The sequence below is a fragment of the Novosphingobium sp. Sphag1I genome, assembly GCF_056279125.1.
Genome location: NZ_JBWBQS010000006.1, coordinates 1 through 20,460, shown reverse-complemented (window position 1 = coordinate 20,460; position 20,460 = coordinate 1). Strand labels below are relative to the sequence as shown.

Here is a 20,460-nt window from a genome sequence, read left to right as displayed (position 1 = left end):
ATCAGGCCTTTGTCGTAACGATCTCGATGGCGGCGCGGGCGATGTCGGACAATCGGGCCGGATCGACGGTGGCGATGCCCGCCTTCATCCGAGGATCCCAGAAATCCACGATATGCTGGGCTGTCTCGCGGATCGCCACCTCCTGCCCCTGGGCGGCAAGGTTGGCGGCGATCTGGTTGGCCATTTTGATCAGGTGGTCTGTGGTACTCATTCGGCTGCCTCGATCCTGCGCGCCTGAAGGGTTTGCGCTTCATATTCACGCTGCCACGCGGTCGGCCCGTTCGACGGCGTGACCTGAACCGCCGTCACCTTGTACTCTGGGCAATTGGTGGCCCAATCGCTGTTCTCGGTGGTCACCACATTGGCCTGCGTGTCGGGGTGGTGGAAGGTAGTATAGACCACGCCCGGTGCCACACGATCCGTCACCAAAGCGCGCAGCGTCGTCTCCCCCGCACGACTGGCCAGTTTCACCCAATCGCCGGTGGACAAGCCGCGGTTTTCCGCGTCGGTCGGGTGGATTTCCAGCACATCCTCGGCATGCCACACGCTGTTGGCGGTACGCCGCGTCTGTGCGCCGACGTTGTATTGCGACAGAATTCGCCCAGTGGTCAGCAAGAGCGGATAACGCGGTCCGGTGCGTTCATCGGTGGGGATATATTCGGTGACGACAAACTTGCCCTTGCCCCGGACAAAGCCATCGACATGCATGATCGGGCTGCCATCGGGATGGGCCTCGTTGACCGGCCATTGCAGCGACCCTTCGGCATCCAGCCGCGCATGGGACACCCCGGCAAAGCTGGGCGTCAGGCGGGCGATCTCGTCCATGATCTGGCCCGCATCACTGTAATCCCAATCCAGCGCCATCGCGCGGGCCAGCAATTGCGTGACCTGCCAATCCTCGTATCCATTGGCGGGGTCCATCACGCGCCGCACCATCTGGATGCGCCGCTCGGCATTGGTGAAGGTGCCGGTTTTCTCAAGGAAAGTGCTGCCCGGCAGGAAGACATGGGCGTAATTGGCGGTTTCGTTGAGGAACAGGTCATGCACGATCACGCAATCCATCGCCGCCAAACCGGCGGCCACATGATGCGTGTTGGGGTCGGACTGGAGAATATCCTCGCCCTGAATATAGATCGCGCGGAACGAACCATCGACCGCCGCGTCCAGCATATTGGGAATGCGCAGGCCCGGTTCGGAATCCAGCGTCACGCCCCAATCTGCCTCGAACAAGGCGCGTGTGTTGTCATCCGCGATGTGGCGATAGCCCGACAATTCATGCGGGAACGAGCCCATATCGCAGGCGCCCTGCACATTGTTTTGCCCGCGCAGGGGGTTCACCCCCACGCCGCGCCGCCCGATATTGCCCGTCGCCATGGCCAGATTGGCAATGGCCATCACGGTGCTGGAGCCTTGGCTGTGCTCGGTCACGCCGAGGCCGTAATAGATCGCGCCGTTTGGTCGTTTCCTCTGGTCTGACGACCAACCGGGGCCGCCCGTCGCAAACAACCGCGCTGCCGCCCGCAATTCCTCCGCCGGAACCCGCGTCACCGGCTCCAGCGCTTCGGGGCTGTGGCGCGCGTCCGACACAAACCGCGCCCAATCCTGATACTCATCCCAATCGCAACGCTCACGGATAAAGGCCTCATCGGCCAGACCCTCGGTCACGATGACATGCGCCATCGCCGTCAACACCGCAACGTTGGTGCCCGGTTGCAGCGCCAGATGATGCGCGGCCTCGATATGGGGGCTGCGCACCATGTCGATCCGGCGAGGGTCGATGACGATGAGCTTCGCCCCTTGGCGCAACCGCTTCTTCATGCGGCTGGCAAACACCGGATGCCCGTCGGTCGGGTTCGCGCCGATGATGAGGATGACGTCCGAATCCTCCACACTGTCGAAATCCTGCGTCCCTGCACTGGTGCCGAATGTCGTCTTTAACCCATAGCCCGTGGGCGAATGGCAGACCCGCGCGCAAGTATCGACATTGTTCGAACCAAACCCGCCGCGCACCAGCTTCTGGACAAGGAAGGCTTCCTCATTGGTGCAGCGGCTCGACGTGATCCCGCCCAACGCCCGTGCGCCATATTGCGCCTTGATCGTCTTCAGGCGGTTGGCGGTAAAGCTGATCGCCTCGTCCCACGACACTTCGCGCCATGGCTGGGTGATCGCCTCGCGGATCATCGGACGCGTGATGCGGTCTGCGTGGTTGGCATAGCCCCATGCGAAACGGCCCTTAACGCATGAATGCCCGCGATTGGCCTTGCCATCCTTCCACGGCACCATGCGCACCAGTTGATCGCCGCGCATTTCGGCGCGGAATGTGCAGCCAACCCCGCAATAGGCGCAGGTCGTCACCACGGCGCGTTCGGGCTTGCCGATTTCCGCCACGGATTTTTCATTCAGCGCCGCCGTCGGGCATGCCTGAACACAGGCCCCGCATGAGACGCATTCGCTGGAAAGGAAATCGTCCTTGGCCGCGCCTGCCGACACGCCCGAATCAAAGCCGCGCCCCTCGATGGTCAACGCAAAGGTGCCTTGCACCTCTTCACAGGCGCGGACGCATCGCGAGCAGACGATGCACTTGCTGGCGTCAAAGGCGAAATAGGGGTTGGACAGATCGGGCGCCTGACCCAGATGGTTTTCGCCCGCATAGCCATAGCGCACATCGCGCAGGCCGACTTGGGCGGCGGTGTCCTGCAATTCGCAATCATTGTTCGCGCTGCACGTCAGGCAATCGAGCGGGTGGTCGGAGATGTAAAGCTCCATCACCCCGCGCCGGATTTTCTCCAAACGCGGCGTCTGGGTTTTGACCACCATGCCCGCCGAAACCGGCGTGGTGCAGGACGCAGGCAATCCGCGCGCACCCTCGATCTCGACCAGACACATCCGGCATGAACCAAACGCCTCGACATTGTCGGTGGCGCAGAGTTTGGGGATCGCGCCTCCGATCTCGGCGGCGGCGCGCATCACGCTGGTGCCCGCGGGAACGGTGACGGCGCGCCCGTCGATGGTGAGCGTTACCGGGGCGCCTTTGCGCGCCGGGGTGCCGAAATCAGGCTGCACTTCATAGGCCATGGATTGCCTCCTCGCATTGGGCGAGATCTTCGGGGGAATTGATATTGGCGGGCGGGCGGGGGAGGGTGATGCCCCTTGCCCCCGTCGCCTCGACCAGCGCGCGCAGGGAATGTTTGCCTGTTCCCCGCAGGATTGCCTCGACCGCATCGGCGGCATGGGCGGGCCACAGGCCGATCACCGGCTGGCTCTCGACATAGGCGGGCGAGGGGAATAATCGCCCCAGCAGCCGATCATCCAGCCCCACCGCATCGACCGAAACGCACAGCACATCGGTAAACCCATTCTCGCGTGCATGGCGCAGCGCGGCGGCCAATCCGCCCAGCGGCCCCATGCCCGGCGCGGGCCAGTCAGGGATGCAGGGGGCGGGGGCCTCTTCACGCCCGACCACCACCACCGCGCTGCATTGGCGGCGCAGCAGGGCGACCGAGCGTTCGATCAGCGTTTGCCCGTCGAGCACCGCCAACGCCTTGTCGCTGCCAAAGCGGGTGGAAAGACCACCGGCAAGAACCGCGCCCAGGATCATGTGAAATCCTCCGGCCAGTGGCGCAAGGCCGACAACACCGGATAGGGCGTGAACCCACCCAGCGCGCAAAGCGAGCCGAATTTCATCGTCTCGCAAAGCTCTTCAAGCAGGACGATATCCTCCTGCGCGCTGCGCGCCACCTTGGGGGCATTATGCATTTGCGGCAGCGCGCCGACCGGATCGAGCACTTTGGCCCCCGCGCGGATGCGGTCGATCAATTCAACCCCGCGGGTCGATCCGATCCGGCACGGCGTGCATTTGCCGCAGCTTTCCACCGCGCAGAACTCCATGGCGAAACGGGCGAGGCGGCCCATGTCGGCGCTGTCGTCCACCACCACCACCCCGCCGTGGCCGATCAGTGCATCGGCGCGGGCATAGGCTTCATAATCAAACGGCAGATCGAATTGCGCAGGGGGAATATAGGCGCCTAAAGGCCCGCCCACCTGCACGGCTTTTACCGGGCGCCCGGATGCTGTGCCGCCGCCGATGGTGTACACCAAATCATGCAGCGAAATGCCAAAGGCGGTTTCATACAATCCGCCATGCTTGATATTGCCCGCCAACTGGATCGGCTTGGTGCCAAGGCTGCGATCCACGCCCAACGCCGCATATTCCGCTGCCCCGCCCTCGGACAGAATATGCGGGATGGCCGCAATGGTCAGCACATTGTTGACCACCGTGGGGCAACCAAACAGCCCTTCTAGCGCGGGCAGGGGCGGTTTGGCGCGTACCACGCCGCGCTTGCCCTCAATCGAATTGAGCAAAGAGGTTTCCTCGCCGCAGACATAGGCGCCTGCGCCCTCACGCACTTCCATATGCAGCGGGGCGATGATGTCTGAGGCCAGTTCAATCGCCGCGCGCATCTTGGCAATCGCGTGGGGATATTCGCTGCGGGTATAGATATAAGCGGTTTGTGCGCCGACGGCATGGGCGGCAATCGCCAGACCCTCGATCAATTGAAAGGGGTCGCCCTCCATCAACATGCGGTCGGCAAAGGTGCCGGAATCGCCTTCGTCGGCGTTGCAGACGACATATTTGCGCGGGGCCTGCGCCTTGGCCACCGTGTTCCATTTGATGCCCGCAGGAAAACCCGCCCCGCCGCGACCTCGCAGGCCTGACTGCGTGACTTCGGCAATGACATCCGCGCCGCTCATCGCTTTGGCGCGGCGCAGGCCTGCCCAACCTCCGGTGGCCTCGTAATCGGCAAGGCTGAGGGGACGGGTCTTGCCGGCGCGGGCAAAGGTCAGGCGTTGCTGGGGCTTGATAAAGGGGTGTTCGGCAATCGGACCGATGGAAAGCGCGCTGGTGCCATCAAGGATCGCGGCCACATCCTCAACCGTGGCGGGGCCATAGCCGATCCCGTCCACGTCCACCAAGGGTTCGAGCCAGTGCATGCCCCAACTGCTGGTGCGCTCGACTGTGCATCCCGCCGCAGCAAAGGCATCGGCCACAGCATCTGCGCCCAGAGCGAGGGCGAGCGAATCATCGCTGATACGGATCGTGGTCATGCCGCCTCCACCAATTTGACAATCTTGGCCGCGTCCAGCCTTGCGTGCAGCGTGTCGCCCACTTTGGCGGCAGGGCCGACGCTGCACAGGCCGAGGCAATAGATGGGGGCGAGGCGCACGCGATGGCCTGCTGCCGCTTCGGCTGCGTCCATCAGGGCCTCGACACCGCGTGCCTGACATGCTTCGGCGCGGCAGATCTGCACGCAGGGGCGCGGGTCGGCCTCGGATGTGAAATCGTGATAGAAACTGACCACCCCATGCACCTCGGCACGGGACAGGTTGAGCGCCTTGGCGATCTCTTCCTGCGCAGAGGCCGACACGCAACCAAAGGCGCGCTGAACATCGTGCAGGATCGGCAACAGCGGGCCTTCTGAACCGCTGTGCAAGGCGATGATGTGGGAAAGGCGCTCAACGTCCATCGAACTTACCCTGCGTTGGGCGCAAAGGCGCAGATCTTGTTGCCGTCGGGATCACGCAGATAGGCGCCATATTGCTTGCCCGGCGAATTGGGGCGGACGCCCGGCGCGCCCTCGCACGATCCGCCATGGGCCAGACCCGCAGCATGGAAGGCGTCCACCTCCGCATAGGACTTTGCCTTGAAGCCCAACGTGTGGCCGTTCGAAACGGTATGGGCCTCGCCATTGCTGGGGCGCCCGACGATCAGCGCACCGCCATCGGTCGGAAACAGCGTGGCATGGGGCAGAGGCACCGCCGCATGACCCAGCGCGCCCAGCGTGGCGGTGTAAAAGTCGCGCGACTTTTCAAGGTCATTGGTGCCAAGGTAGCAATGGGTGAACATGCCTAAATCTCCTGTTTGCGCGACGAATCAGAATTGCACGGCGCGGGCGATATTATAGTTTTCATGGGCGGCGAGAGGCGCAGCGACAAACCGGGCGAGCGATACGGCATGCATGCGGCCAAGCGCGGCGAGATTTTGCCGGATTTTGGGCGCAAAGCCAGCAGTGGCGCGGGTTTTCATGGGCAATCTCTCGTAACCTGGCCGATGAGTCTCGACCATTTTGTTTGCCTTGCATACAAACGCGATTGGGGTCGCGTCAACGGCGCAATGATGCCGTTTTGATTGAAAGATGATTGTGATCCTGCGTTGCGCCCTTGGCAAGGCGGCAAAGCCTCCATCGCGCCGTCGCCGGTCGCGCCAAAACAGTGTTCACAGATTTGCACAAATCGTGGTTGCCAAGCGCGCCGACCTCGTCTAGTGGCAGCGCCTCACCGCATGGATGGCCCGATGGCGGAGTGGTGACGCAGCGGACTGCAAATCCGTATACGCCGGTTCGATTCCGGCTCGGGCCTCCAATTTTGGTTCTCAGGGTGTCTGAGGACATGCCGTAAACGGCTGTTTTCCGCCACTTTTGTCTGGTATAATGTCCCGGTTAATCTCGGGGCATTTCACCAAATCTCACCCGTCTGATGGTAGTTTTGATGGTATGCCCCAAATGGCGATGGGGAGATACCATCAAAATGACGGAAAATCGTTCAAAATCAGGACTTACGGCGGCATCTGTGTCGCGCGCGAAGCCCAAGGAAAAGCCATATAAACTGAGCGATCGCGACGGTCTTTACCTGCTGGTGGAGCCGACGGGCGGTCGTGTCTGGCGCATGAATTACCGCATTCACGACAAACAGAAAACCATAACTTTCGGACGCTGGCCCGAACTAATGCTGGGCGAGGCGCGTGAACGGCTTCTGGATGCTCGGCGTTTGCTGGGCAGGGGCGTCGATCCTGTCGAGCGTGCCAAGCTGGAAAAGGTTGCCCAATCACTGGCAGCCTCTCACACATTCGAGGCGGTGGCGGGAGAGTGGCTGGAAAAGATCACGGCTGAAGGCGCCGCGCCGATGACGGTGAAGAAGGCTCGCTGGCTTTTGGCGAAGCTCTATCCTGCGGTGGGGCGACGCCCGATCAAGGAGATATCCGCCCATGAACTGCTTCTGGCTCTCAAAAAAATCGAGGCGACCAAGCGCTACAATACGGCCAGCCGGGCGCGAACGGCGGCCAGTCAGGTTTTCCGATATGCTATCGCCACGGCGCGGGCCGAGCGCGATATTGCCTCTGATCTGCGCGGAGCCTTGATCACACCCAAGACCACGCATCGCGCGGCGATTACCGTGCCGACCGAGGCGGGCGCTTTGCTAAGGACGATTGATGACTATGACGGCCATCCACTGACCCGAACGGCTTTGCGGATGCTGGCGCATGTGTTCGTTCGCCCCGGCGAATTGCGCTGGGCCGAGTGGAGCGAATTCGATCTGGAAAAGAGGGTTTGGACAATCCCCGGCCACAAGATGAAAATGCGTCGCCCCCATATGGTGCCGCTGAGCAGGCAGGTGATCGCCATCATCAGGGAGATCGAGCACGATTCGACCTTCAGCCCTTTGCTTTTCCCTTCGCTGCGATCGGTGGATCGACCAATGTCCGACAACACGATCAATGCCGCGTTGCGCCGATTGGGCTATTCCAAGGAAGAAATGACGGGGCACGGATTTCGCGCTTTGGCGGCCACTTTGCTCAATGAAATGGGGTGCTGGAATCCCGATGCGATCGAGCGGCAGCTTGCCCATGCCGAAAGCAATTCGGTGCGCCGGGCCTATGCCCGTGGACAGTATTGGGAGGAACGGGTTCGCATGATGCAGCATTGGTCCGACCATCTTGACCAGATGCGGGATGGCGCGACTATTTTGCGCCCGCAATTTGGTCATAGCGGGTCGTGAGGCAACGGGCAGAATCACCTGCTATTTCCGGTGGACTGTAAGAGGATTTGATGATCGTCTGAGAACATCAATGTGTTTTGATGTAAGCAAAACCCAACTTCACGATCATCAAAGCGCAAGCCGCCGCTATTCCGGACATTGCCAAGCCACGAGCCAACCGTTCAAAGTGGTCGCCTGTCAATGGTGGCTCCCACGGCATCCGCGACGTGCTGGCCACCCACATCTTGAAACAGACCGGCCCCTACGAGCAGGCCAGCCATGCCATTCAGGACACGCCGGAAATGGTCGCCAAGCACTATGGGCGCTTCTTCCCACAGGACAAAGCAGCGCTGGCGGCCACCATCCTGAACCAAGTCTGATTGGCAGCTTGAACGTGTCTCGTTCTCCCGATGAGCGCCTGCCTTCTCAATGAAACCATAGAGGGAGCGAGGACAATCCAGCCAGCGCGTTCACATTTCGTTGCGAATATTTCGATTATGCGCTATTGGGTAAATCCAAGACGGAGAGCCTGCCATGACCCTACCTGCCCATTCCGAGCCTTTCGGTGGTCGCCTGCCCTCTGCCGATGATCGTCAGATCGCCAACCAATTGCGCCAAATTCTGGCGGCCCATAAAACGGGTGACGCCACGTTGCGCTTGCAGGTGCCTGAGGAGCGTCAACCGGTTGAGATCACGTTGACCCCGGCAATGTCCGACCTCCTGCTCGACGTTTTGCGGCATGTAGGCAGCGGTCATGCCGTGACGCTGGTGCCGATTCAGGAACTCCTTACAACGCAGCAGGCAGCGGATCTGCTCAATGTCTCGCGCCCGCATCTGATCAAACTGCTCGAGCAGCAGGCTATGCCCCATTCCCTAGTCGGCCGACACCGCCGCGTGCGCGCCGAGGACGTGTTTGCATACAAGGCCAAGCGGGATGCTGAACGTGGTCAGGCACTTGATGATCTGATCGCAGGCGATGCCGATCTGATCTGACGCCCAGCCATGTTTGCCAATCGCTACACCGCCCTCGTTGACGCCTGTTCACTCGTAAGCGTTTGGCGCCGCAATCTGCTTCTGAGCCTTGCGGAAGCCGAATTTTTCCGGTTGCGCTGGTCTCAAAGCATTTTGGACGAGACGCAAAGAGCATTGGCCAAGCTTCACCACCAACGGGGCAACTTGGACGCCGACACGCGCGCCCGGAAGGCCATTGCGGCAATGACGAAGGCCTTTCCGGAGGCCATGGTCGATGATTTTACTAAGCTATTGGCCAATCCCCTCGGATTGCCAGATCCAAACGACGAGCACGTTATAGCGGCGGCGGTCAAGACACAGGCTCAGGCCATCGTCACAGAGAATATCTCCGATTTTCCTGCCGAACTGCTTGGCAAACTTAACCTTGAGGCCCGCACCGCCGACGAGTTCATTGCAGACACCATAGCGCTGGAGGAAGGTCTTGCTATCCCGGCAATCCGCAACATGCGCTTGCGCCTGAAGCGGCCAGAGATGGATGCCAGCGATCTGTTGAGGTCATTCGAGGCTCACGGATTGTTCGAGACGGTCTCAGTGCTCACCCAGCACATCGGCTCGATCTGATAGCTGCCGCCCTCAAAGCTGTTCTTATAGCCCAGGAATAAGTTTGGCGTCACCGATGTCCATTCATCACGAACGGTCTTCGCTGGAGCGACTTCGGCCTGGGGCGTAACTAACTTATCAATTGCGACAGCAAAATCCGGCTTTCGCCCCCAATGGACAATCTAGGAATTTCCGAATCTTGTTGGCATGTACAGGTTACGCGCCGTAAGGTCCGCGAAACAGGATGGACCGAATGCTCGATAAACAAGCGCTTAGCGAACGCGACATTTGCACGAAATTTATCACCCCTGCCGTGAAATCCGCAGGCTGGGATGAGATGACGCAAATTCGGGAAGAAGTCAGTTTCACGAAGGGCCGCATCATTGTTCGTGGAAAGCTTGTTTCTCGCGGCAAGGGCAAACGCGCCGACTATGTGCTTTACTACAAGCCGAATATTCCGCTGGCGCTAATTGAGGCCAAGGACAACACTCAGCCCATGGGCGCGGGTATGCAGCAAGCGCTGGAATACGCCGAAACGCTCGACATTCCCTTCGTGTTTGCGTCGAACGGCGATGGCTTCGTATTTCACGACCGCACCGGCACTGGCGAGGCAGTCGAAACCACGCTGACCCTTGATTCCTTTCCCTCGCCTGGCGAGCTATGGCGGCGGTATGCCGCATGGAAAGGCCTGACGCCGGAGGGCGAGGAAATCGTCCTCGAAGATTACTACGACGACGGCAGCGGCAAGCAGCCGCGCTATTATCAGGTCAATGCCGTCAATTCGGCTATGGAAGCCATCGCCACCGGCCAGAACCGGATTTTGCTCGTCATGGCGACAGGTACGGGCAAGACCTACACCGCGTTTCAGATCATCTGGCGATTGTGGAAGGGCGGGCACAAGAAGCGCATCCTGTTCCTTGCCGACCGCAACGTGCTGGTCGATCAGACCATGGTCAACGATTTCCGGCCTTTCGGCCCTGCCATGGCCAAGCTGTCCGCCAATGCGAAAACCATCGAACGCGATGATGGCACCAAGATCGACCTGACCATCGCGATGGACAAGAAGCGGCGCGTTGATACCGCTTACGAGATTTATCTCGGACTGTACCAGGCGATCACCGGGCCAGAGGAGCGGCAAAAGCTGTTCAAGGAGTTCTCGCCGGGCTTCTTCGACCTCATCGTGATTGACGAATGCCATCGGGGCAGCGCAGCCGAGGACAGCGCGTGGCGCGAAATCCTTGAGCATTTCTCGGAAGCGACGCAGATCGGCCTGACCGCCACACCCAAGGAAACCCGCTACGCGTCCAATATCCATTACTTCGGCGAGCCGGTTTACAGCTACACCCTGAAACAAGGCATCCGCGATGGCTTCCTTGCGCCTTACAAGGTCATCAAAGTTCACGTTGACCGAGACATTCAGGGCTATCGGCCCGAGAAGGGCCAGCTTGATCGCGACGGCAACGAGGTCGAAGACCGTATCTACAACACGCGGGATTTCGACCGGACGCTGGTGCTGGATGACCGGACCAAGCTCGTTGCCCGCAAAGTCACGGAATTCCTGAAAGAGAGCGGCAACCGCTACCAGAAGACCATCATCTTCTGCGTCGATCAGGAACACGCGGCCCGTATGCGGCAGGCCCTCATCAACGAGAACGCCGACCTCGTGGCGGAAAACTCCCGTTACGTGATGCGGATCACCGGCAACGACCCTGAGGGCCAGGCTCAGCTTGGCAACTTTATCGACCCGGAGAGCCGTTACCCGGTGCTGGTCACGACATCGCGGCTGCTCTCTACTGGCGTCGATGCCCAGACCTGCCGCCTGATCGTGCTGGACCGCGATGTCGGCTCGATGACCGAGTTCAAGCAGATTGTCGGGCGCGGCACCCGCGTGCATGAGGATACCCGCAAGTTCTTCTTCACGCTGATGGACTTTCGCGGCGCGACCAATCACTTCGCCGATCCCGATTTCGACGGGGAGCCAGAGCAGATTTATGAGCCGGGTGAGGATGATCCCGTGTCGCCACCCGATGGCGGCGATACGACTGGCGACGACTGCACCGACGATGGCGATGCCACCGGCGAAGGCGAAACCATCATCGACGGCGGCGGCGAAAACCCCGATATCACTATCACCGATGGCGGCGGCAGGCGCGGCAAAGTCTATGTCGATGGCGTGCCCGTCGTCATCGTGGCCGAGCGCGTGGAATATCTGGATGAGAGCGGCAAGCTCGTCACCGAAAGCCTACGCGACTTCACGAAAAAGGCCCTGCGCAAGCACTTCGCCAGCTTGGACGAATTCCTCACCCGCTGGAACTGCGCCGAACGCAAGCAGGCATTGGTCGATGAACTGTCCGCCGAAGGCCTCGCGCTCGATGTCATCGCCGACGAACTCGGCAAAGATCTCGATCCCTTCGACCTCATTTGCCACGTGGCCTTTGACCGCAAACCGCTGACCCGGCGTGAACGGGTCGACAACGTTCAGAAGCGCGACGTTTTCGCCAAATATGGCGAGCAGGCCCGCGCCGTGCTGCGCGCTCTGCTAGACAAGTATGCCGACGAGGGGATGCTCAACCTTGACGATACTAATGTGCTGCGTATCCCGCCGCTGAACACGCTGGGCACTCCGGTCCAGCTTATCAAGGCTTTCGGGGGCAAGGCTGGCTTTGAAGATGCCGTCCACGCGCTGCAAAACGAACTTTATCAGGAAGTAGCTTAATCAATGTCGGTTCGCACTCTCGTCAAATCCATTCAGGACATCATGCGCAAGGACAGCGGCGTCGATGGTGACGCCCAGCGCATCAGCCAGCTCTGCTGGCTGTTTTTCCTGAAGATCATCGACGATCAGGATCAGGAACTCGAACTGATGCGCGACGGCTACCAGTCGCCGGTTCCTGCACAATTCCAGTGGCGCAACTGGGCCGCCGATCCCGAAGGGCTGACCGGCGAGGCGCTGCTTGCCTTCGTCAATGAAGAACTGTTCCCGGCGATGAAGGGGCTCAAGCCCACCGGCCAGCCCGGCGACCGCCGCCGCGTGGTGCGCGACGTGTTCGAGGACGCCTATAATTACATGAAATCCGGCCAACTGCTGCGGCAGGTGGTCAACAAGATCAACGACATCGACTTCAACAACCTGACCGAACGCCAGCACTTCGGCGACGTTTACGAGCAACTGCTCAACGATCTCCAATCGGCGGGCAACTCGGGCGAATACTATACCCCCCGCGCCGTCACCGCCTTCATGGTGGACCGTATCGACCCCAAGCCGGGCGAGATCATCTTCGATCCCTCCTGCGGCACTGGCGGCTTTCTCACCTGCGCGATGAAGCACATGCGCGACCGCTATGTGAAGCGACCCGAGGACGAGGCGCTGATGCAGGCATCCCTGCGGGCGGTGGAAAAGAAACCGCTGCCGCACATGCTTTGCGTCACTAACATGCTGCTCCACGGTGTCGAAGACCCCAGCTTCGTTCGCCACGACAACACGCTGGCGCGCCCCTACATCTCGTGGGAACAGAAGGACCGCGTCGATGTGATCCTCACCAACCCGCCCTTCGGCGGCAAGGAGGAGGACGGCATCGAAAGCAACTTCCCTCAGCATTTTCGCACGCGCGAGACGGCGGACCTGTTCCTAGCCCTGTTCATTCGTCTGCTGCGCAAGGGCGGCGTGGCGGCCATCGTCTTGCCCGACGGCAGCCTGTTCGGCGAAGGCGTGAAGACCCGGCTGAAAGAGGCGTTGCTCGAAGAGTGCAACCTCCACACCATCGTTCGCCTGCCCAACTCCGTATTCAAGCCTTACGCCTCCATCGGCACCAACCTGCTGTTTTTCGAGAAGGGTGAGCCGACCAAGGACATCTGGTTCTACGAACATCAAGTGCCAGCGGGTCAGAAGGCCTATTCGATGACCAAGCCGATCCGGCAGGAGCATTTCGCACCTTGCGTGGAATGGTGGGGCGGCGCGGAGCGCACAGGCCGCGAAGAAGGCCCGCAGGCGTGGAAGGTCAGCGCCGACGAGGTGAAGGCACGCGGCTACAACCTCGATTTCAAGAACCCGCATAGCGAGGAGGCTGACCACGGCGATCCGGCGGAACTGCTGGCAAAGCTGGATCAGGCCGAAGCCAAGACGGCGGACCTGCGCGCGCAATTGCAAGCCATTCTGGCCGAGGCGCTGGCCCGATGAACGCCGCGCTATTGCTGGAGCACTATGCACGCATTGCCGACGCGCCCGATGCCATCGCCCGGTTGCGCCGGTTTGTCCTTGACCTTGCCGTGCGCGGCAAGCTGGTGGAGCAGGACGCGAGGGACGAACCCGCGAGTGATCTGTTGGAGCGGATCAAGAAGGTAAACGCCTCTGACGGGCAGAAGCGCCGAGGGAAGGCAAGGGACACTTCTGCGGGCAATGCGCTTGAGGATATTCCTTTCGACGCCCCCAAGGGCTGGACATTCGCCAGCCTTGGCGAACTCGTGAGCGTTCTGAATGGTCGAGCTTACAAGCAGCAGGAATTGCTGGATAAAGGCACTCCCGTCCTCCGAGTGGGCAATCTTTTCACCTCAAACCATTGGTATTATTCAGACCTTGCACTTGATGACGACAAGCATTGTGACGCAGGCGACCTGATCTATGCATGGTCAGCATCATTTGGCCCGTTCATCTGGAATGGGCCTAGGGTGATCTATCATTACCACATTTGGAAGCTGCCGCTGGTCAGCGAAGCGGATCTGGACAAGCGCTACCTTTACAACTTCCTCCTACAAAAAACCCGCGAAATCAAAGACGCGGGCCATGGCATCTCGATGGTCCACATGACCAAAGAGAAGATGGAAAAGCTGATCGTTCCCCTGCCGCCGCTTGCCGAACAACACCGCATCGTCGCCAAGGTCGATGAGTTGATGGCCCTGTGCGATCAGCTTGAGGCGGCGCGGGCGGAACGCGAGGCGGCGCGGGACACGTTCACCTTGTCTACCTTGGCCAAACTCAACACCCCCGATCCCGAAACTTTCGGCCAAGACGCCCGCTTCGCGCTGGCCAACCTCGCCCCACTCACCACCCGCCCCGACCAGATCAAGCAACTGCGCAAAACCATCCTCAACCTCGCCGTGCGCGGCAAATTAGTGAAGCAAGACCCGAGTGAAGAGCCAGCGTCGGAATTACTCCAACGGATTTCAACAGAGAAGGCTGGGATCAACAAGTCGGCGTTGGTCCGTGGGCGTGCCATACCTAATAAAAGCGATGGCTATGATGCGCAGCTTTCACTGCCTTCTGGATGGGTGTGGACAAGCCTAAATGATATTTCGCTAATTGGAACTGGCACAACTCCTCCGAAAGGCGAAGAGCGCTTCTACCATGGTGGTAAAATTCCATGGATTACAAGCTCTTCTACGAGTCAAAAGATTATAGACAGGTCAGAATATTTCGTCACCCCCGAGGCGGTTCAGGAATGCCGACTTAAAGTATATTCGACTGGCAGCTTGGTGGTTGCACTATATGGCCAAGGCAAGACGCGCGGCCAAGTAGCGGAACTCGGTATTGAAGCGACAGTAAACCAAGCGTGCGCCGTTATTCAATGGCTACCATCATTCAACGAGATCAAGCGCTTCGTTAGGCTTACGCTTGAACAGCAGTATGAGGCCATGCGCGCACGAGCTGAGGGAGGCGCGCAGCCAAACTTGAACGTCGGAAAAATAAAGGAGCGGGCCTTTTTGCTTCCCCCACTCGCCGAACAGCACCGCATCGTCGCCAAGGTCGATGAGCTGATGGCCCTGTGCGACCAACTCGAAGCCAGCATCACCACGGGCGAGCAAACTCGGTCCCGCTTGCTGGAAGCCGTTTTGCACCATGCCCTCGAACCTGCCTGATCGGATCACGCTCAAATGAAGCCCTACACCCGCTCGATTATCGGCTTGTTTGACGGCAAGCGCCGCTACCTGATCCCGCTGTATCAGCGACAGTACTCATGGCGCGACGACCCGCAGCTCGGTCTGCTGTGGGAGGACATCGAACGGGCCGTTACCCGGATCGAGACTGACCGCTCCAGCTTGATCCCGCATTTTATGGGCGCGATCGTGATCAATCAGGTCAAGACCTACGGGGCGCAGGTCCAAGCCTTCGAGGTCATCGACGGCCAACAGAGGCTCACCACCTTTCAACTCTTGCTGGCCGCATTGCGCGATGTCGCCGCCGAGCATGGATCGCCCTATGCGCAGGAAATCGCCAAATATCTGCTCAACGATGGCGTGATGGAGCGCCCTGAAGAGGAGCGGTACAAGCTCTGGCCCTCGATCACGGACCGCCGCGCCTTCGTGCACCTGATCGACCCCGCCGCCGATCTGTCTGGCATCGCCGGCCTTGCAGAGGGCGACGAGCTGGTGGGCAAGCTGGCCACGGCGGCGCATGGCTCGTTCCGCGCCCGCATTATTCGGCACCTCACGGTCAACGGTGCCTTTGACGAAACCCGCTTGCAGGTTCTGTTCGAGGCACTGAAGGACGGGCTGGCGGTCGTGTCAATCGAGCTGGAGGGTGGGGACGATCCGCAGACGATTTTTGAAACGCTCAACAGCCGAGGCGTGGCGCTCTCACCTGCCGATCTGCTGCGCAACTTCATCTTTCAGCGCGCCAAAGGCATGGGGCAGAGCGAAGGCTCGCTGACCATCGACAAACTCTATGAAAAGCACTGGCTGCCGCTTGATCGAGCCTTCTGGACCCAACAGGCTTCGCGCGGGCGGCAAACCCGCACAAGGTTGGACTGGATGCTGACCGATCATCTGGCCATGCACGTGGGGGATATCGTTTCGATTGAGGGGCTGTTTGCCGATTACCGCAAGTGGATCCTGAATAGTTCGCCTTTCGGCACGGTGGTGGAAGAACTGGAATCGATCTCTGCCACGGCGGCCGTAGAGCAGCGACTGTTTGCGCCCAAGGACGGCGATCCGGTCGGGCGGTTCGGTCTGATGGCGGATGCGTTCGACGTGTCCACGGCCATGCCTTTGGCGATCTATCTGGCGACGGAGCCAAGCGTGGCGGCGCGGCTGCCTGAGGCATTCTCCGCACTTGAGAGCTATATCCTGCGTCGCGACATCTGCGGTTTGACGACGAAGAATTATAATCGGTTCTTTGTAGCCTTGGTCACGCGTCTGCGCGATTACGAGGGGGACAAGGTCGACGAACTGATCGCCTACCTTTCGAGCCGCACCGCTGATCTGGACCGCTGGCCGGACGATGCCGAATGGCGCCACAGCTGGATCATGCGCGAACAGTACAAGTCTGCACGCCAGCCCCGGCTACGATACATTTTCGAAGCTATCGAACGCGCCAAACGGACTTCGCTGAACGAAGATATCGTGATCCGGTCGGCACTGACGATCGAGCACATTATGCCGCAAAAGTGGCAGGCCGCGTGGCCAATCGCCGAAATGGTCGGGCTGAGCGAAGATCAATACGGTCCCGAACTTGCCAGCCAAATTCGCGCGCGTGAGGCTGCGGTGAACGTAATCGGCAATCTCACATTGCTGACCCAAGCCCTGAACTCAACGGTTTCCAATGGCCCGCTGTCGGCTAAGTTGGCCGCGATCAAGGCGAATACGGCCTTGGCGTTGAACCGTGAAATCGCTGATTATTCGACTTGGAGTGAAGCGACGATCGCAGAGCGCGGCGCGGTGTTGTTCGACGTGGCGGCGAAGTTGTGGACTGCGCCTAAGCGAGCCGAAATTCCTGGCTTGGGTACAAATGAACGCCCAAGCTGGACCGCCCTTCCGACGCCATTTCCTTCTGACGGGACGAATTGCCGCTTCACCTATATGGGAAAAGAATATGCGGGTCAGGTAGTCGATGGCGCGCTTGTGATCGAAGGCGTGGATGGGAAACACTCATCATTCTCATCGGCCTCTAAGGCGGTCACATCAACTAGCAGAAACGGTTGGAACGATTGGTACATTGCCACCAAAGAGGGCGGCTGGGTCCTCGCCGCTGATTGGAGGCACAATGCCACCATCGAGGGATGAGTTAAGCGCAGCCTCTGCCGATCGCGCTGCTGATCGGGCCCTCAAACAAGACGTTCGAGGCTCAGGGCCTGGCCGACGGAAGCCGCCGCAGGTTCAGGCGGCCCTCCAGGGCCAATTGCCATATCAGAGCACGCCAGCCTGAAATAACTGCTCTATCGCCCTTACCACAAAGCACGCAGAGAGAACTGCACCATGCTTCTGCAATGCGTCACCTTCGGCTTCGTACGCATGATCAACAACCGTCTTTGCGACGAAGTACTTAACGCCTCCATTAAGGGCGGCAGCTCGGTAGGTCGCTTACACTTCCATGCCGATTCCACCGAGCGTCCCATGGGCGATATGCAGCTTAAAGAACAAGGTCGCAGTTAGGTAAGTTCTTTATCGAATCTTTGTTGTGCGTCAGCCTCGTTCCAGAAGAACGGGTTCTGCAGCCATGCGTTGATGGTGCTTTCGCGCCAGCCACAGCAGCGCTGGGCGATGCGGACCTGTCGGGGAAAGGTCCCGGCCTCGATCTTGCGATAGAGGGTGGAGCGGCTGAGGCCGGTGCGGTCGAGCACCGTGTTGAGACGAAGCATGCGGTCGGGTGGCGGGTGGGTCATGATGGTTTTCCCTTGGCTGGACGCAGTGGAAGAGCACTGGTTTTCCTGAGCATTGGGATGGCCTCAGTCGTGGTCAAGAGGCTGAGACAAAGCTCAATTTCCAAGTGATCCCCAAAGAACCCCAGAGACCCCAGGAGACTCCCAGAGCGCCATGCGTGGTTCGAGGGAATTTGCACGAGGAGTCTCAGGACGTCTCCGGCTTGTCGCTTTACGATCGCCGGACCGCGCTCTGGTTCCGCTTTGCTCCACCCGAGTCGCCCTTGGCGTCTCGTCGGGAGGGCCGCTTCGATCGCTGACGCGGAAGGGGTGAAGGGCCGCGCCACTGGCGCGGTGGCCGGGCTTTGCCCGGCCTGGTGGACAGCGCGCGCTGCGCGCTGGCGTTGGCCTCCGGCTTCCGTCAGGCAGGTGGGCGTCGCTGCCCTGTAGGCCCGTCGCGGCGCGGCGCAACCCCGGCGCGGCCGGGGTCCTTCATTGCATTGCGGCCCGGCGGGTGCCCCGCGCCTTCCTCGACGGGCCTGCTGGTTCGCTCCTGCCGCCCACCCGCCCGACCGGCGCCGGTTTGTGGCGGTTTAGGCAGGAGTGAAGGATCATGGCTTACAATCATACCTATCGTTCGCATGGCAATCGCGGGGCTGGTTCGGCTGGCGCAATGGATGGGGCTGCGCGGCCCAAGCCGATGGAAGAGCTTTACGCCACGGTGACGGCGCGCATTGTTGCGGAACTGGAAAAGGGGCGGCTGCCATGGGTGCAGCCTTGGGATAGTTCGGCGGTGCTGGCGGGGCTGCCCTGCAATGCCAGCAGCGGCAGGGCCTATTCCGGGATCAATATTCTCCTTCTCTGGCATGCCTTGTTCGAGGGTGGGTTTAGCGCGCAGCGCTGGCTTACTTTCAAGCAGGCGGAAGCGCTGGGCGGCCATGTCCGCAAGGGCGAGCGCGGGGTGACGGTCTGCTATGCGGATCGCTTTACGCCCAAGGATGCGCGCGGCGGGGACGAGGGCGCGGGCGGCGCGGCTGGCGGCGATGAGGTGCGGCAGGTGGCATTCCTGAAACGCTTCACGGTCTTCAATATCGCGCAATGCGATGGCCTGCCCGAGCATCTCTATCAGGCGCAGAGCAGCACGCAGCGGGGTGATGTCGAGACCATTCCCGAAGCTGAGGCGCTGATTGCGGCGAGCGGGGCCAAGATCTCTATCGGGGCGCCCCATGCCTGCTATGTGCCGGGTGCGGATCGGATCGAAGTGCCGATGCAGTCGGCCTTCATGGAGCCGATCAATTTTTACCGGACGGTGCTGCACGAACTTGGCCATTGGTCAGGTCACCCCTCGCGATTGAACCGCGATCAGACCGGGCGCTTTGGCAGCGCTGCGTATAGCCGCGAGGAACTGGTCGCCGAACTCTGCAGCGCCTTTACCTGCGCGGCTTTGGGCATTGTGCCGACCGTGCGGCATGCTGATTACCTTGCCTGCTGGCTTGAGGTGCTCAAGGCCGACAATCGGGCGATCTTTCGCGCGGCCAGTCAGGCCAGCAAGGCGGCGGATTATCTGCTGGCCTTCCGCCCCGGTGCCGAGCGCCTGCTCGATGCGAGAGACGTGGCATGAACGGGCCGGGCAAGCGCCCATCCTTGCCGGTGGCGAGCAAAGGCGCGGTCAGTGCTGAGCTCAGGGAGCTGGCGAAAGGCGCGCAGGAACGGGCGCAGGCCAGTTCTCGCAAACAAGGACCGGAGGAGGTCGGTCCGCCGCCTGATCCTCTTGCCCTCGCGGCGATGGAAGATGCCCTGATGCGCCTGTCCGGGCGGGAACGGGATGTGTTTCTGGCGGTGCGTGTCGACAGCCTTTCCATCGAGCAGATCGCCGAACGGATGGGGATTCCCAGCCAGGAGGCTCTGCGGATCTTCGTCAGCGCGTTCGGTAACCTCGAGCGCAATCTGGCAAGTCCACGCCGTCACTGGTGGCGTCGCTGGATCGTCTGGGCTGGGCTGCAAGGCTGGCGCCGATGGTGGCGCGATTGACCCTTCCCCTATCGCCTCACGCCAAGGCTTGGCGCGAGGCGATCTTTTCCGTTAGAGATGAAAATCATGCGCACCGATCTTGATCATCTTCCCCCGCACAAGCAGCGCGAGCTCGAGCGCGTGGTGAAGGCCATCTTCGAGGAGTTTGAGGGCGCGCTGGCGCTGGCCACACATGCATGGAAGAAGCGCGGGCGGATCGAGAAGATTCTGCTCTATGGCAGCTATGCGCGCGGCGGCTGGGTCGATGAACCGCATACCGCCAAGGGCTATCGCTCGGACTATGATCTGCTCATCATCGTCAACGACAAAAGGCTGGCCGATCGCGTTGCCTATTGGCTCAAGCTGGAGGACCGGCTCAACCGCGAGCTGGACATCACCGAGTGGACTTGTAACGGATTTGTGCCGGTCACCTATCTCACTATGCCACCTTGGCCTCGAATGCGAGGGGGCTGATGCCGCCCAGATATGAATGGCG

18 protein-coding genes, 1 tRNA gene and 1 pseudogene are annotated in these 20,460 nt (G+C 60.7%); 13 read left to right on the top strand and 7 right to left on the bottom strand.

The window, feature by feature from the left end:
* Nucleotide 1: 1 nt before the first annotated feature.
* The 6 genes from ACZ9HU_RS08340 to ACZ9HU_RS08315 are packed head-to-tail and all read right to left on the bottom strand — an operon-like array spanning nt 2 to nt 5,905.
* Nucleotides 2-211 carry a formate dehydrogenase subunit delta gene (locus tag ACZ9HU_RS08340; RefSeq protein WP_476104219.1) on the bottom strand — a complete coding sequence of 70 codons (210 nt, stop codon included), beginning with the start codon at nt 209-211 and terminating at the stop codon, nt 2-4.
* Nucleotides 208-3,075 carry a formate dehydrogenase subunit alpha gene (gene fdhF / locus ACZ9HU_RS08335; RefSeq protein ID WP_476104218.1) on the bottom strand — a complete coding sequence of 956 codons (2,868 nt, stop codon included), beginning with the start codon at nt 3,073-3,075 and terminating at the stop codon, nt 208-210. Before fdhF ends, ACZ9HU_RS08340 begins: the two co-directional genes overlap by 4 nt.
* Nucleotides 3,065-3,598 carry a molybdenum cofactor guanylyltransferase gene (mobA, locus tag ACZ9HU_RS08330; RefSeq protein WP_476104217.1) on the bottom strand — a complete coding sequence of 178 codons (534 nt, stop codon included), beginning with the start codon at nt 3,596-3,598 and terminating at the stop codon, nt 3,065-3,067. Before mobA ends, fdhF begins: the two co-directional genes overlap by 11 nt.
* The gene (locus ACZ9HU_RS08325; protein ID WP_476104216.1) at nt 3,595-5,106 is read right to left on the bottom strand and encodes an NADH-ubiquinone oxidoreductase-F iron-sulfur binding region domain-containing protein; all 1,512 of its coding nucleotides are present in this window, start codon (nt 5,104-5,106) and stop codon (nt 3,595-3,597) included. The genes mobA and ACZ9HU_RS08325 overlap by 4 nt, the downstream gene beginning before the upstream one ends.
* On the bottom strand, nt 5,103-5,525 hold the full coding sequence (locus tag ACZ9HU_RS08320) for an NAD(P)H-dependent oxidoreductase subunit E (protein WP_476104215.1): 423 nt from the start codon (nt 5,523-5,525) through the stop codon (nt 5,103-5,105). Before ACZ9HU_RS08320 ends, ACZ9HU_RS08325 begins: the two co-directional genes overlap by 4 nt.
* A 5-nt stretch (nt 5,526-5,530) precedes the next feature.
* Complete coding sequence (locus ACZ9HU_RS08315; protein ID WP_476104214.1) at nt 5,531-5,905, bottom strand: VOC family protein; 375 nt, start codon at nt 5,903-5,905, stop codon at nt 5,531-5,533.
* A 15-nt stretch (nt 5,906-5,920) separates the two neighbouring features.
* Between ACZ9HU_RS08315 and ACZ9HU_RS08310 the strand changes: the two genes are divergently transcribed.
* From ACZ9HU_RS08310 to ACZ9HU_RS08265, 10 genes are all read left to right on the top strand, one after another.
* Nucleotides 5,921-6,187, top strand: coding sequence for a hypothetical protein (locus ACZ9HU_RS08310; RefSeq protein ID WP_476104213.1), 267 nt, complete (start codon nt 5,921-5,923; stop codon nt 6,185-6,187).
* Between the two features lie 159 nt (nt 6,188-6,346).
* Nucleotides 6,347-6,420 (top strand) — tRNA-Cys (locus ACZ9HU_RS08305).
* A gap of 165 nt (nt 6,421-6,585) precedes the next feature.
* On the top strand, nt 6,586-7,833 hold the full coding sequence (locus tag ACZ9HU_RS08300) for a tyrosine-type recombinase/integrase (RefSeq protein WP_476104212.1): 1,248 nt from the start codon (nt 6,586-6,588) through the stop codon (nt 7,831-7,833).
* A 206-nt stretch (nt 7,834-8,039) separates the two neighbouring features.
* The gene (locus ACZ9HU_RS08295; RefSeq protein WP_476104211.1) at nt 8,040-8,192 is read left to right on the top strand and encodes a hypothetical protein; all 153 of its coding nucleotides are present in this window, start codon (nt 8,040-8,042) and stop codon (nt 8,190-8,192) included.
* A gap of 154 nt (nt 8,193-8,346) precedes the next feature.
* Complete coding sequence (locus ACZ9HU_RS08290) at nt 8,347-8,805, top strand: excisionase family DNA-binding protein (protein ID WP_476104210.1); 459 nt, start codon at nt 8,347-8,349, stop codon at nt 8,803-8,805.
* 9 nt (nt 8,806-8,814) lie between these two features.
* Complete coding sequence (locus ACZ9HU_RS08285; protein ID WP_476104209.1) at nt 8,815-9,405, top strand: PIN domain-containing protein; 591 nt, start codon at nt 8,815-8,817, stop codon at nt 9,403-9,405.
* Between the two features lie 232 nt (nt 9,406-9,637).
* Nucleotides 9,638-12,100: an EcoAI/FtnUII family type I restriction enzme subunit R gene (hsdR, locus tag ACZ9HU_RS08280; RefSeq protein ID WP_476104208.1), complete on the top strand. Its 2,463-nt coding sequence runs from the start codon at nt 9,638-9,640 to the stop codon at nt 12,098-12,100.
* Between the two features lie 3 nt (nt 12,101-12,103).
* Complete coding sequence (locus ACZ9HU_RS08275) at nt 12,104-13,561, top strand: type I restriction-modification system subunit M (protein ID WP_476104207.1); 1,458 nt, start codon at nt 12,104-12,106, stop codon at nt 13,559-13,561.
* Complete coding sequence (locus ACZ9HU_RS08270; protein ID WP_476104206.1) at nt 13,558-15,237, top strand: restriction endonuclease subunit S; 1,680 nt, start codon at nt 13,558-13,560, stop codon at nt 15,235-15,237. Before ACZ9HU_RS08275 ends, ACZ9HU_RS08270 begins: the two co-directional genes overlap by 4 nt.
* 15 nt (nt 15,238-15,252) lie before the next feature.
* Nucleotides 15,253-17,379 (top strand): DUF262 domain-containing protein, encoded by a 2,127-nt coding sequence (locus ACZ9HU_RS08265; RefSeq protein ID WP_476104205.1) that lies wholly within the window; start codon nt 15,253-15,255, stop codon nt 17,377-17,379.
* Nucleotides 17,380-17,744: 365 nt separating this feature from the next.
* Here ACZ9HU_RS08265 and ACZ9HU_RS08260 read toward each other — a convergent pair whose 3' ends face one another.
* Nucleotides 17,745-17,978 (bottom strand): helix-turn-helix transcriptional regulator, encoded by a 234-nt coding sequence (locus ACZ9HU_RS08260; protein WP_476104204.1) that lies wholly within the window; start codon nt 17,976-17,978, stop codon nt 17,745-17,747.
* A 649-nt stretch (nt 17,979-18,627) separates the two neighbouring features.
* Here ACZ9HU_RS08260 and ACZ9HU_RS08255 point away from each other — a divergent pair.
* The 3 genes and pseudogenes from ACZ9HU_RS08255 to ACZ9HU_RS08245 form a co-directional block, all read left to right on the top strand.
* A complete protein-coding gene (locus tag ACZ9HU_RS08255) occupies nt 18,628-19,575 on the top strand; it encodes an ArdC family protein (RefSeq protein ID WP_476104443.1) in 948 nt (315 codons plus the stop codon).
* Nucleotides 19,572-19,985 (top strand): sigma factor-like helix-turn-helix DNA-binding protein, encoded by a 414-nt coding sequence (locus ACZ9HU_RS08250; protein WP_476104203.1) that lies wholly within the window; start codon nt 19,572-19,574, stop codon nt 19,983-19,985. Before ACZ9HU_RS08255 ends, ACZ9HU_RS08250 begins: the two co-directional genes overlap by 4 nt.
* A 66-nt stretch (nt 19,986-20,051) precedes the next feature.
* A pseudogene (locus ACZ9HU_RS08245) lies at nt 20,052-20,363 on the top strand (nucleotidyltransferase domain-containing protein); the annotation flags it as partial.
* Between the last annotated feature and the right edge of the window lie 97 nt (nt 20,364-20,460).